Source organism: Saccharothrix sp. NBAS 001 (assembly GCF_056640475.1).
This window is the reverse complement of record NZ_CM153251.1, coordinates 7,883,089-7,896,304: the sequence shown is the minus strand read 5'-3', so window position 1 is coordinate 7,896,304 and position 13,216 is coordinate 7,883,089. Positions and strand designations below refer to the sequence as shown.

10 protein-coding genes are annotated in these 13,216 nt (G+C 72.5%); 5 read left to right on the top strand and 5 right to left on the bottom strand.

The window, feature by feature from the left end:
- Positions 1 to 28: 28 nt before the first annotated feature.
- The 3 genes from murJ to AC0HI0_RS34635 are packed head-to-tail and all read right to left on the bottom strand — an operon-like array spanning position 29 to position 4,454.
- Positions 29 to 1,660 (bottom strand): murein biosynthesis integral membrane protein MurJ, encoded by a 1,632-nt coding sequence (gene murJ, locus AC0HI0_RS34645; protein ID WP_480927692.1) that lies wholly within the window; start codon positions 1,658 to 1,660, stop codon positions 29 to 31.
- Positions 1,657 to 3,912 carry a DUF6049 family protein gene (locus tag AC0HI0_RS34640; RefSeq protein WP_480927691.1) on the bottom strand — a complete coding sequence of 752 codons (2,256 nt, stop codon included), beginning with the start codon at positions 3,910 to 3,912 and terminating at the stop codon, positions 1,657 to 1,659. The genes murJ and AC0HI0_RS34640 overlap by 4 nt, the downstream gene beginning before the upstream one ends.
- Complete coding sequence (locus AC0HI0_RS34635; protein WP_480927690.1) at positions 3,909 to 4,454, bottom strand: NUDIX hydrolase; 546 nt, start codon at positions 4,452 to 4,454, stop codon at positions 3,909 to 3,911. The genes AC0HI0_RS34640 and AC0HI0_RS34635 overlap by 4 nt, the downstream gene beginning before the upstream one ends.
- A gap of 140 nt (positions 4,455 to 4,594) precedes the next feature.
- Here AC0HI0_RS34635 and AC0HI0_RS34630 point away from each other — a divergent pair, with 140 nt between their 5' ends.
- Both AC0HI0_RS34630 and AC0HI0_RS34625 read left to right on the top strand, forming a co-directional pair.
- A complete protein-coding gene (locus AC0HI0_RS34630; RefSeq protein WP_480927689.1) occupies positions 4,595 to 6,031 on the top strand; it encodes a CCA tRNA nucleotidyltransferase in 1,437 nt (478 codons plus the stop codon).
- Positions 6,032 to 6,126: 95 nt separating this feature from the next.
- Positions 6,127 to 6,396 (top strand): response regulator transcription factor, encoded by a 270-nt coding sequence (locus AC0HI0_RS34625; protein ID WP_480927688.1) that lies wholly within the window; start codon positions 6,127 to 6,129, stop codon positions 6,394 to 6,396.
- On the opposite strand, the gene AC0HI0_RS34620 is transcribed toward AC0HI0_RS34625, so the two are convergent.
- Positions 6,393 to 7,685: an MFS transporter gene (locus AC0HI0_RS34620; protein ID WP_480927687.1), complete on the bottom strand. Its 1,293-nt coding sequence runs from the start codon at positions 7,683 to 7,685 to the stop codon at positions 6,393 to 6,395. The genes AC0HI0_RS34625 and AC0HI0_RS34620 overlap by 4 nt on opposite strands.
- A gap of 234 nt (positions 7,686 to 7,919) precedes the next feature.
- Here AC0HI0_RS34620 and AC0HI0_RS34615 point away from each other — a divergent pair, with 234 nt between their 5' ends.
- A complete protein-coding gene (locus AC0HI0_RS34615; protein WP_480927686.1) occupies positions 7,920 to 8,501 on the top strand; it encodes a YqgE/AlgH family protein in 582 nt (193 codons plus the stop codon).
- Between the two features lie 31 nt (positions 8,502 to 8,532).
- On the opposite strand, the gene AC0HI0_RS34610 is transcribed toward AC0HI0_RS34615, so the two are convergent.
- Positions 8,533 to 8,931: an SdpI family protein gene (locus AC0HI0_RS34610; protein WP_480927685.1), complete on the bottom strand. Its 399-nt coding sequence runs from the start codon at positions 8,929 to 8,931 to the stop codon at positions 8,533 to 8,535.
- Positions 8,932 to 9,041: 110 nt separating this feature from the next.
- Between AC0HI0_RS34610 and AC0HI0_RS34605 the strand changes: the two genes are divergently transcribed.
- Both AC0HI0_RS34605 and leuS read left to right on the top strand, forming a co-directional pair.
- Positions 9,042 to 10,133 (top strand): esterase-like activity of phytase family protein, encoded by a 1,092-nt coding sequence (locus tag AC0HI0_RS34605; protein ID WP_480927684.1) that lies wholly within the window; start codon positions 9,042 to 9,044, stop codon positions 10,131 to 10,133.
- A 293-nt stretch (positions 10,134 to 10,426) separates the two neighbouring features.
- Complete coding sequence (leuS, locus tag AC0HI0_RS34600; protein ID WP_480927683.1) at positions 10,427 to 13,201, top strand: leucine--tRNA ligase; 2,775 nt, start codon at positions 10,427 to 10,429, stop codon at positions 13,199 to 13,201.
- Positions 13,202 to 13,216: the final 15 nt, after the last annotated feature.

Below are 13,216 nucleotides of genomic sequence, written 5' to 3'. Positions count from 1 at the left end.
GGTACGGGAATCGGCAGGAAGGGCGCGGTCATCGCCGCCGCACCAGTCGGCTGATCTTGTCCATCACCGGCTTCACCTCGGGTACCCGGAACACGGCCAGCAGCGCGAAACTCAGCGGCAGCCCCACGATCGTGAGCACCACCATCTCCACCCAGGCGGTGGACACCGGGCCTTCGGTTCCCAGCAGCCGCACGGCGAGCCACGCCGCGCCCGCCGCCACCGCGAAGCCGATGGCCGAGGCCACCACGGTCAGGCAGATCGTCCACGCGGTGTACCCGGTGCGCAGCCGCCCCAACCGGATCCGCAGCCACAGCTGGCCGACCAGGCACCCGACCACGAAGCTCAGCGACATGGCGATGGAGACGCCGACCGCGAGCTTCTCCGGCGGGGAGAACGCGAGGAACGCGTAGAGCAGCGCGATCCGGACCACGACGATGATCCCCTGGATCAAGGTCGGCGTCCGCGCGTCCTTCAACGCGTAGAACACCCGCAGTTGGAGCAGCGTGATCGCGTAAGGCACCAGCCCGAACGCGGACAGCGCCAGCGCCATGCCGATCCGCTCGCCGCCGATCAACCCCGACTCGCCGTGCGAGAAGATCGCCAGGCCGACCGAGAGGCCCGCGACGGTCATCAGCGCGCTGAACGGCATCAGCAGGATCGACGACATCCGGTTGCCGAACGACAGGTCGCCGACCAGCGCCTGGGTGTCGTTCGCGGCGGCGGCCCGCGACATCTTCGGCATCAACGCCGTCAGCAGCGAGACGCCCAGCACGCCGTAAGGCACCTGCGCGACCAGCCACTGGTAGTTGTACGCGGTGAGCGCGCCCTCGGCGTTCAGCGCGACCCGGGTCAGCACGATCATGCTGACGAACCCGAGCCCCACGTAGATCAGCACCCAGAACGCCAGGCCGCCGAACTCGGCCAGCCGCCGGTCCCAGCCCCACCGCCAGCGGAACCGGAAGCCGGAGCGCTTCATCGCGGGCAGCATCACGGCCGCCTGGACCGCCACGCCGAGCATCGTGCCCAGGCCCAGCACCAGCAGCTTCGGCTCGCCCATGCGGACCGGGTCGAGGGTGATCTCCCCCGGCATCAACCAGTACACGGCCAAGGTCGCGATCACCACGACGTTGTTCATCACCGGCGCCCAGGTGGGCAGGCCGAACACGTGCCGGGTGTTGAGGATCGCGCCCAGCAGCGCCGACAGGCCGTAGAACACGATGCCGGGCAGCACCAGGTAGGCGAACGCCGTCACCAGCGCGGGGTTGGCCTTCGAGTTGCTGTCGATGAACAGCGAGGTGAGCAGCGGGGCGCAGGCCATCGCGATCGCGGTGCCGACGCCGAGCACCACGACCGACATGGTGATCAGCCACTGCGCGTAGGACTCGCCGCCGTCCGGGTCCTCCTTCTCGGCGCGCACCAGCAGCGGGATCGCCACCGACGTGAGCACGCCGCCCAGGAGCAGCTCGTTGATCATCGTCGGCAGCGTGGTGGCCGCCTGGTAGGAGTCGTTGAGCATGCCGGAGCCGATGATGGTGATCAGCATCAGCTTGGACAGCAGCCCGGACGCCCGGCTGACGATCGTGGCGATGGCCATCGAGCCGGAGGCCCGTGCCACCGAGGGGGGCTTCGCCTGCTCGACCACCGTGGTTGTTCCGCTCAACTCGCGCTCGACTTCTCGGGGGTGACGCCCGAGGCGTCGTTGGGCACCGCCGCCGCGGCGGCCCGCGATGCCTTCGCCCGCCGGTAGATGCGCCGGGCGGACAGCAGGACCAGCAGGGCGCCGGCGAGGACGGTGATGACGATGGTGATCGTCCCGTACGCGGAGGAGGAGACCTCCAAGCGGGCCCGTTCACCGAGTTCCACGCCGTCCGGCGTGGTCAGCCTGATGTGCACCGGGAACCGGCCGGACCGCTGCACCTCGACCGGCACGGTCAGCTGCCGGTCGCCGCCCGCCGGCAGCAGCTGGTCCGGGAGCTGCTGGGTGACGATGCCAGGGGTCTCCTCGACCACGATCCGGACCGTGATCCGCACGTCCAGCCGGTTGCGGATGGTCACCGGGATCGGGCTGTCGCCGGAGGCGAGCAGGATCGGGCTGTTCGGCTCGGTCACCGACACCTTGCCGCGCAGGCCGGCGATCTGGTTGTCCGCGACGCCCAGCGCGGCCCGCGCGCCCGCCTCGTTGCCGCGCCACGCGCCGGAGACCGACCGCAGCAGGCTCAGCCGCAGCGGCGCGACCAGCTCCTCGGGCTTGGTGGACTCCCGGTCCTGCTGGCTCATCGCGTTGGACAGCTCCTGGAGCTGCCGCCAGGACGCGGCCACCTCGGTGGTCACCGCGGGCGGCACCTCCTGCGCGCCCGCCTCGACCGGGTAGCTCAGCGCCGCGGGCGGCTCGGTCGTGCCGCCGAGCAGCGACTGGAGCCCGACCGGGGTGGCGAACCCGGAGCCGACCAGGGACTTGGTGACCTGGAGGAACGTGTTGACCTCGCCGGTCGGCGCGTTCCACCGGCGCGGCGGGCTGATCACCACGTTCTGGCCGTTGGCCTGGAACCCGGTCCGGTAGGCCAGCGCGGCGAGCGCGTTCTGCACCGACACCGGGCGGGTCTCGGTGGGCGTGGTGATGCCGCCGGACAGCGGCCGGGGCACCGCCGCGCCGCGCAGCGCGTCGGAGACCATGCCGTCGATCCGGATGGCGGCGATCTGCTTGCCGCCCGCGTCGAGGGTGACCGGGCCGCTGCCCGGCGTGCCCGCGACCGCGGACTGGTCGACCACCATGGCGGTGACGCCCTGCTCGGCCAGGTCGGCGAGCGTCTGCTGGTCCAGCACCCCGTCCTCGGGCCACGCCAGACCGGGCTGCGCCTGCACCTCCAGCACGGTGAGGACCTCCTGCGCGCCCTTGGTCGCCAGCGCGACCAGGTCGGTCAGCCGGGCCCGGGACAGCGCGACCAGGTCGGCGTCCGCGTCGGGCAGCGCGATCACGCACCGGCCGCCGGCCAGCAGTCGCAGCTGGGCCAGCCACAGCTCGGCCTCGTTGCGGCCCTTGCCCGCGCCCTGGCCCTGCACCTGGTAGCCCTTGCTCATCGCCCGCACGGTGCGCAGCAGGTCCGGGTCCACGCCCAGGCAGACCGCGCCGCCCAGCGGCCCCTCCAGCGCCGACTCGTACGCCTTGAGCAGGCCGTACAGCCGGCCGCCGAGGGCCAGCGAGGAGGCCAGCTCGTCGTCGGCGAACACCGGCTCCAGCCCGCCGGAGAGCATCCGGGGGCGGTCGGCCAGCGGCCACAGCAGGGTGATCTTCGCCGGGTTCGGCGGCACCGAGAGCGCCGCGCCGTCCGGGACCGCGAGCACCGGGAGCAGGGTGCTCAGCGCGGCCAGCCGGGCGCGGTAGCCGCGGTCCAGGCTGCCGTTGATGTTGGCCAGGATCGGGTACACGCCCGGCTGGTCGATGCGCAGCGAGGTGTTCTCCGGCCCGCGCACCGGCACGGTCAGGCTGAACGGCTTGGTCTGGCCGATCTTGAGGTCGTCGGCGATGCGGGTGAACCAGGGCTGCACGGATTCCGCGTCGGTCGGCTCCCGCAACGCCTGCCGGACGGCTTCCTCGCTGGTCAGCGCTTCGCCGCGCTCCAGCCGCAGTTCCAGGTCGGAGATGTCGCGGTCACCGACGTTGACGATCTTGCCGCTGATCGTGACCGAGCCGGTGGCCGCGGTGACCACCCTCGGCGACAGGTCGTCGATGTCCAGGCGCAGCAGCGGCTGCGCGGTGTTGCCGGGCTGGTAGGACGCCGGGCGGGTGGCCCACACCTGGGTCGCGGGCGCGGGCTTGACCGGGATCCGGCCGCCGTCGGCCGGCGCCGCCACCGCGGGCGTGCCGACGACGAGCATCCCAGCCGCCGCGAGCGCGGACAGCAGCCGTTTCACGCCGACTCCGCCCCGTCCGCCCCGGCGTCGGCGAGGCCGGGTCCGGCCGGTGCCGAGTCGAGCAGCTCGACCGCGCGGCGGACCAGCCGCCGTTCGTCCGCGTACGCGAGCCGCTCGTCCAGTTCGCCAAGAGGCACCCACGCCACCTCGGTGACCTCCACGTCTTCGTCGGAAAGCTCGCCGCCCAGCGCTTCGAGGAGGAAGTGGTGGACGGTCTTGTGCACCCGGCGGTCCTCGGCGACGAACCAGTAGTCGATCGAGCCGAGGGGCCGGAGCACCTTGCTATGAATACCGGTCTCCTCCGCGACCTCGCGCACCGCGGTCTGTTCCGCGGTCTCGCCGGCCTCGATGTGCCCCTTGGGCAGTGACCAGAGCAGCCTGCCACGTCGGTCCAGCCTGCCGATGATCGCGGCGGCCCGGTGGAGGTCGTCCAGCACGAGTCCGCCCGCCGAGGTCTCGTCCACCGTCTTCAGGCGGCGGCCGCGACGCCGGTTCCGGCGCCTCGGCTTGGGACCGCCGGAGCGACCGGACGAGTGGGGCATGGCCCTGATGGTAGTGGTGAGCAGCGATTACAGGGCGTTGCTCCCCGATTGCCGGCGGTGATCGACTTCGGGGTGCCGGGGCCGGCGGCGGCGGTCGACGCGTGCGGGACGCGGCCGCCGTACCAGTACGCTGGCTCTTCGTGTCCGAGCCGAACGTGTCCACCGATGTGGTGGAGCTGCTGAGCGCCTTCCCCGTGGCCGATGAACTGGCCGGGCGGTTCGCCGCCGCGGGCCACCGGCTGTACCTGGTCGGCGGCAGCGTGCGGGACGCCCTGCTCGGGCGGCTCTCCGGCGCGTTCGACCTGGACTTCACCACCGACGCCCGACCGCCCGCCGTGCAGAAGCTGCTGTCCGGGTGGGCGGACGCGATCTGGGACACCGGGATCGCGTTCGGCACGGTCGGCGCGACCAAGCACGGCCAGACCGTCGAGATCACCACGTTCCGCGCGGACGCCTACGACGGCGTGACCCGCAACCCCGAGGTGACCTTCGGCGACACCGTCGAGGGCGACCTGGTGCGCCGCGACTTCACCGTCAACGCGATGGCCTTCGACCTGGTGAACCGCGAGCTGGTGGACCCGACCGGCGGGCGCGCGGCGCTGGCCGCGCGGGTGCTGGACACCCCGGCCACGCCGCAGGAGTCGTTCTCCGACGACCCGCTGCGGATGCTGCGCGCCACCCGGTTCGTCTCGCAGCTCGGGTTCACGCCCGCGCCGAGGGTGGTCGAGGCGATGACCGCGATGGCGGGCGAGCTGGGCCGGATCACGCCCGAGCGGGTGCAGGCGGAGCTGTCCAAGCTGCTGACCGGCGCGCGCCCGCGCGCGGGCGTCGAGCTGATGGTGGCCACCGGGCTGGCCGACGTGGTGCTGCCCGAGCTGCCCGCGATGAAGCTGGAGATCGACGAGCACCACCAGCACAAGGACGTGTTCCACCACTCGCTGGTCGTGCTGGACCAGGCGATCGACCTGGAGGACGGGCCCGAGCCGGACCTGGTGCTGCGGCTGGCCGCGCTGCTGCACGACATCGGCAAGCCGGACACCCGGCGGTTCGAGGAGGGCGGCGGCGTCTCGTTCCACCACCACGAGGTGGTCGGCGCGAAGATGGTCCGCAAGCGCTTGCGGGCGTTGCGGTACTCCAAGGAGGTGGTCGAGGACGTCGCCCAGCTCGTCTACCTGCACCTGCGGTTCCACGGCTACGGCACGGGCGAGTGGACGGACTCGGCGGTGCGCCGGTACGTGACCGACGCCGACCACCTGCTGTCCCGGCTGCACAAGCTGGTGCGGGCCGACTGCACCACCCGCAACAGGCGAAAGGCGAACTCGCTCCAGCGCACCTACGACGAGTTGGAGCGCCGGATCGCCCGGATCGCCGAGGAGGAGGACCTCCGCCGGGTGCGGCCGGACCTCGACGGCAACGAGATCATGCGGCTGCTCGGCCTGCCGCCGGGACCGCAGGTCGGGCGGGCGTGGAAGTTCCTCAAGGAACTCCGGCTGGACCGCGGGCCGCTGGACCACGACGAGGCCGTGGCGGAGCTGTTCGCGTGGGCCAGGGCGGAAGGAATCGAACCACTCGGGTGACTGATGGCTGAATCACCCGCTTTCCGTTAGCCAAGTGACAGGCAGTTGCGGGACCATGACTGTGTGCGTCGGACGCACACTGGGGGTGGTTTCGGATGAACACGTGGGGACTGTCGGCCGAGGGCGTCACGCGGGAACAGGGCCTGGCCGCGCTGAGCGACCAGCAACGGGCCGTGCTGCGCTGCCTGGCGCGCGGGTTGGCCGACCACGAGATCGCGCGCGTGCTGGCGGTGAGCCAGCGGCACGTCGGGACGGTGGTCACCGAGATCCTGCGCGCGCTGAACCTGCGCGACCGGATGGCCGCGGTGGTGTTCGCGCACGAGACGGGCATCATCCGGCTGCCCGTGCCGGGGAGCCCGGGTTAGCGCGCCCGGCGGTTGAGCACCAGGTAGGCCAGCGCGCCGACCAGGTAGGTCAGCGCCGCGGCGACGATCAGGCCGGGTGAGCGGCCGTCCAGGGGGACGACGGCCGCGGCGGCCGAGATCGCCACGACCTGCATGATGTTGAACAGGGTGTCGTAGAGGGCGAACACCCGGCCGCGGATCTCGTCGCCGATGTCGCCCTGCACGGACGCGTCCACGCACAGCTTCACGACCTGGCCCGCGAAGGTCAGGAAGAACGAGGCGGCCAGGATGGTCGGCAGCACCATCGGCAGGCCGAGCGCGAGCTGGGCGACGGCGGCCACGCCGAGCGCGCCGCAGATCACGCCCGAGCGGCCGAGCACGTCCACCAGCCGGTCGGTCACCAGGCCCGCGACCAGCAGGCCCGCGCCGCCGGTCAGGGCGACCTCGCCGAGACCGGCGAGGCCGGCCTTGAGCGGGCCGAAGTCCTCCAGGCCGTTGCGCATCAGCAGCAGGGTGAGCAGCAGCGAAGCCCCGAACGCGGCCCGGTGGGCGAGCAGCGCGGCCAGCGACGCGGTCACCGAGGGCGCGCGCCAGGCGGCCCGGCCGCCGTCGAGCAGGCCCATCGCCACGGCGGTCATCGTCCGGCTCGGCTCGTCCACCTCGTCCGGCCCCAGCGCGCCGCGCCGGAACCGGGCCGCCAGCACCGCCGCGACCAGCGGCCCGGCCACCGCGCACGCCGTGGTCCAGGCGGAACCGCCGTCGCCCGCGCCGAACAGCTCGCGCAGCCCGACCGCGCACCCCGCGCCGAGCACGGTGGTCAGCGAGCCGAGCGTGGTGACGAACGCGTTGGCCTCGACCAGGTGGTCGGGCTCGACCACGTGCGGCAGCGACGCGGACAGGCCGGAGCCGACGAACCGGCTCACCCCGGTCACGAACAGGGCCGCCGCGTACAGCGGCACGCCGTCCAGGCCGAGCCCGACCGCGCCGGCCGTGAGCAGGATGAAGACCGCGCGGGTGAGGTTGGCCACGACCAGCACCCGGCGCCGGTCCCAGCGGTCCAGCAGCGCGCCCGCGAACGGGCCCACGACCGAGTACGGGAGCAGCAGCACGGCGAACCCGGCGGCCACCGCCAGCGGGTCGGCGTGCCGCTCGGGGTTGAACAGGACGGCCCCGGCGAGCCCCGCCTGGAACACGCCGTCGCCCCACTGGCCCGCGACCCGGGTGGCGAACAGCCGCCGGAAGTCGGCGGTCGCCAGGAGCTTGCGGGCACCGAGGTGGTGCTTCGCCGTGGCGGGACCGGCAGTCGTCACCCGTCGAGCCTATGCCTTGCAACCGCGAAGGCCGGACCCGCAGTGGGTCCGGCCTTCCCGGGCCAGACGCCCGGTCGCCTCTCGGCGGGTTGCGCTACGCGGCTCCAGCCGGACGGTATTCCGCGAAGGCAGTTTATGTTGGGCCCGGGGGACTCGATGGCGCCTGACGGTTCGTACAACGACAACGGTAACCCGGATGTTCCGCTCCCGGTGTGATGTACATCGTCTGGGATCATGGTGACCGTGCGCCCTGATGCGGAAGTCGAACCGGGTTCCCTGCTGGTCGCGGCGACGAGCCTGACCGACTCGAACTTCCGCCGCACGGTGGTCTACATCATCGACCACCGCGGCGAGGGCACCCTGGGCGTCGTGCTCAACCGGCCCAGCGAGGTGGCCGTGCACGACGTGCTGCCGGCGTGGGGTCCGCACGTGACCCGGCCGCAGGCGGTCTACATCGGCGGCCCGGTCGAGCAGAAGACCGCGCTGTGCCTGGCCGCGCTGCGCACCGGCGAGGACCACCAGTCGCTGGAGGGCGTGGTGAACGTGCACGGCCCGGTCGCGCTGATCGACCTCGACTCGGACCCGGACGCGCTGGTCGAGAAGGTGCGCGGGCTGCGGGTGTTCGCGGGCTACTCGGGGTGGGGCGAGGGCCAGTTGGCGGGCGAGATCGAGCGCGGCGACTGGATCGTCGTGCCCGGCCTGCCCGACGACGTGCTGAGCCCGCCGAACACCGACCTGTGGGGTCGGGTGCTGCGCCGCCAGGGGATGCCCACGGCGCTGCTGGCCACCTTCCCGGTCGACGTCCGCCGCAACTAGCGGCGGCGCGCCCGGGTGCGGGGTCGCGGGGTCAGGCGCGCTGGAGCACGCCGCACGCGCCGGCGCACGCGCAGCCGCCGCAGCCCGAAGGCGCGGGCTCGGGCAGCGCCTCGGCCGCGCGGTGGCCCAGCACGCCGCCGGCACCGGCGATCACCAGCGAGCCGACCAGCCCGAGCAGGCCCACGACCAGCGCGGACGACGAGTCGACGGCCACCGCCGCGGCCGTCACCAGGGCGATCGCGCCGGCCACCACCGTGGGCACCGCGGCGACCTTGTTGGCGAGGGTGAACGCCTCGTCGTCACGCAGCGTGGCCTTGGTGCGCACCCCGAAGAACCGGTTGCGGTGCAGGCGACCGCGCATCCCCAGGACGCCGACGGCCCCGAGTGCGCCACCGACCAGCCCGAGCACGACAAGCAGCACGATGTTCACACCGTCGAGGGTAGGCGCGGGCGTCGGCCGGGAACGCACCAGGTCCGCCGAACGTGGTCACCCGACTGAGCGCTATCGCGTCGATCACCGGCCCGGCAGGCTCAGCACACATGAGATTTCGATCTTGCCTGGCCGTCGCGGCGCTGGTCGTCACGACGGCCGTGGCCGCCGCCCCGGCCGCCGCCGCCGCTCCGGCTGCCCGCTACCTCGGCTTCGCCACGCTCCCGCACAAGGTCGCCTTCGAGGGCACCACGGTCGGCGGCCTGTCCGGCATCGACCGCGACCCCCGCACCGGTGAGTACGTCCTGATCAGCGACGACCGCTCGAACACCAACCCGGTGCGTACCTACACCGCGCGGCTGGACGTGGACGAGACCGGCGTGCACGACCTGGCGCTCACCGGCACCACGGCGCTGCGCCGCCCGGACGGCAGCACCTACCCGCCCAACGCCGTGGACCCCGAGGACGTCCGGGTCGACCCGCTGACCGGCGACTACTGGTGGTCCCAGGAGGGCAACCGGTCCGCGACGCCGATCCAGCCCTCGATCGAGCGCTCCACCCGGTCCGGCGCGCACCGCTCGACCCTCCCGCTGCCCGCGAACTACGCGATCACCCCGGACGCGGGCCCGCGCGGCAACCGCGCGCTGGAGGCGATCACGTTCGACGGGGCCGGCGCGCTGCTCACCTCGGTCGTGGAGGGCCCGCTGCTGGAGGACGGCGAGGAGTCGACCGCCGAGCACGGCTCCCTGGCCCGGATCACCGTGCAGACCCGGTTCGGGCACGTGCTGTCCCAGCACGTCTACCCGCTGGAGCCGCTGTTCGCCGCGCCCGAGCCCGGCCCGTGGGGCCCGGACACCGGCGTGCCCGCGATCCTGTCCGACCCGCAGCGCCCCGGCCACTACTTCACCCTCGAACGCAGCTGGGTGCCCGGTTCGGACTACAAGGTGCGGCTCTACGACATCGACCTGTGGGGCTCGACCGACGTGAAGGGCGTGCGCAGCCTCCAGGGCTCCGACGCGAAGCCGGTGCGCAAGAAGCTGGTCGCCGACCTGCACGACTTCCCGCTGCCGCTGATCGACAACGTCGAGGGCCTGGCCTGGGGCCCGCGCCTGGCCTCCGGCGAGCGCACGCTGGTCCTGGTCAGCGACGACAACTTCGCCGCCGAGGAGGTCACCCGGTTCATCGCGCTGGCGATCCGCTGACGCGACCGCGCGGCGGCGTGCCCGTCGCCCCGGAGGACTCGGCGCTGTCACACGGACGGGTGACGTCCGTGGTGGCGGGCCCGCTGCTCCGGGGCGGCGACCCCCGCGCCGCGCGGATCACCCGGTTCATCGTGCTTGCGCTGCGCTGATACCGTGGAGGACATGAGCACGGCCCGCCTGCTCCTTAGCTAGCCGCGCGGACCCACAAGGGTCGGCGCGGCAACCCCTCATGCCTGTCCTGGGCTGGGGGGTTTCGTCGTGTCAGGGGCCGGCAACCGAAGGGAAGACCCGAGATGAGCACCGACGCGTCCGAGACGCCCGCGTTCCGCTACACCGCCGCCGTGGCCGGCGAGATCGAGCAGCGGTGGCAACGGGAGTGGGAGGAGCGCGGGACCTACCACGCGCCCAACCCGGTCGGGCCGCTCAAGGGCGAGGTGCCGGCCGACAAGCTGTTCGTGCAGGACATGTTCCCCTACCCGTCGGGCTCGGGCCTGCACGTCGGCCACCCGCTGGGCTTCATCGGCACCGACGTGTACGCCCGGTACCACCGGATGAACGGCCGCAACGTCCTGCACACCATGGGTTTCGACGCCTTCGGCCTGCCCGCCGAGCAGTACGCCGTGCAGACCGGGCAGCACCCGCGCGCGACCACCGAGGCGAACATCCGGACCTACCTGCGGCAGATCCGCCGGGTCGGCCTGGGCCACGACGAGCGCCGCCGGATCTCCACCATCGACCCGGGCTACTACAAGTGGACCCAGTGGATCTTCCTGCAGATCTTCGAATCCTGGTTCGACGACCGGGTGCGCAAGGCCCGCCCGATCGCCGAGCTGGAGGCGGAGTTCGCGGACGGCGCGCGGGCCACGCCGGACGGCCGGCCGTGGGCGGAGCTGACCGGCCCGGAGAAGCAGAAGGTGCTGGGCGGGTACCGGCTGGCCTACCTGTCCGAGGCGCCGGTCAACTGGTGCCCCGGCCTGGGCACCGTGCTGGCCAACGAGGAGGTCACCGCCGACGGCCGCAGCGAGCGCGGCAACTTCCCGGTGTTCCGGCGCTCGCTGCGCCAGTGGATGATGCGGATCACCGCCTACTCCGACCGCCTGATCGACGACCTGGACCGGCTGGAGTGGCCGGAGAAGGTCAAGTCCATGCAGCGCAACTGGATCGGCCGCTCGCACGGCGCGCGGGTGCGGTTCGCGGTGGGCGGGCACGACGTCGAGGTGTTCACCACCCGCCCGGACACGCTGTTCGGCGCGACCTACCTGGTGCTGGCCCCCGAACACCCGCTGGTGGACCGGATCGCCGCGCCGGACCAGGTCGCCGCGATCGCCGAGTACCGCCGCGCGGTGGCCCGCAAGTCCGACCTGGACCGGCAGGAGAACAAGGACAAGACCGGCGTGTTCACCGGCGCGCACGCGGTGAACCCGGCCAACGGCGCGGAGATCCCGGTCTACGTCGCCGACTACGTGCTGATGGGCTACGGCACCGGCGCGATCATGGCGGTGCCCGGCCAGGACCAGCGCGACTGGGACTTCGCCACGGCGTTCGACCTGCCGATCATCCGGACCGTGCGACCGGCGGACGGTTTCGACGGCGAGGCGTACACCGGCACCGGCCCGGCGATCAACAGCGGTTTCCTGGACGGGCTGGACGTCGCCGAGGCCAAGAAGACCATCATCGACTGGCTGGAGGAGCACGGCCGGGGCGAGGGCACCGTCCAGTACAAGCTGCGCGACTGGCTGTTCTCCCGCCAGCGGTACTGGGGCGAGCCGTTCCCGATCGTCTACGACGAGGCGGGCACGCCGATCGCGCTGCCCGAGTCGATGCTGCCGATCGAGCTGCCGGACGTGGACGACTACTCGCCGCGCACCTTCGACCCGGAGGACGCGAACTCCGAGCCGTCGCCGCCGCTGTCGCGCGCGGGCGAGTGGGTCGAGGTCGAGCTGGACCTGGGCGACGGGCCGCGCAAGTACCGCCGCGAGACCAACACCATGCCGAACTGGGCGGGCTCCTGCTGGTACCAGCTGCGGTACGTGGACCCGACGGAGACCGAGCGGTTCGTCAACCCGGAGAACGAGCGCTACTGGCTGGGCCCGCGCCCGGCCGAGCACGGCGTGGACGACCCGGGCGGCGTCGACCTGTACATCGGCGGCGTCGAGCACGCGGTGCTGCACCTGCTGTACGCCCGGTTCTGGCAGAAGGTGCTGTTCGACCTGGGCCACGTGTCCGGCGACGAGCCGTACCGCCGGCTGTTCAACCAGGGCTACATCGAGGCGTACGCCTACCGCGACGACCGGGGCGCGCTGGTGGAGGCCGCGCAGGTCGAGGAGCGCGACGGGAAGTTCTTCTTCGAGGGCGCCGAGGTCAAGCGCGAGTACGGCAAGATGGGCAAGAGCCTGAAGAACGCCGTCACGCCGGACGAGATGTGCGACCAGTACGGCGCGGACACGTTCCGGCTGTACGAGATGTCGATGGGCCCGATGGACGTGTCCCGCCCGTGGGCGACCAAGGACGTCGTCGGCGCGCAGCGCTTCCTGCAACGCCTGTGGCGCAACCTGGTCGACGAGGAGACCGGCGCGCTGCGGGTCACCGAGGACCAGCCGGCCGAGGACGCGCTACGGCTGCTGCACAAGACGATCGCGGGCGTGCACGACGATTTCGCGAACCTGCGCTACAACACGGCGGGCGCGAAGCTGATCGAGCTGAACAACTACGTCACCAAGCACTTCGCGGGCGGAGCGCCGCGCGTGGTGGCCGAGCCGCTGGTGCTGCTGCTGGCCCCGCTGTGCCCGCACGTGGCCGAGGAGCTGTGGTCGAAGCTGGGCCACGCGCAATCGCTGGCGCACGGGCCGTTCCCGCAGGCCGACGAGCGGTACCTGGTCGAGGACACCGTGGAGTACCCGATCCAGGTCAACGGCAAGGTGAAGGCCCGGGTGGTGGTGGCCGCGTCGGCGTCGCAGGACGAGGTCAAGGCGGCGGCGCTGGCCGACCCGAAGGTGGCCGAGCTGCTGACCGGCGAGCCGCGCAAGGTGATCGTGGTGCCCGGCCGACTGGTGAACGTCGTGCTGTGAGCCGACGTGCGGGGC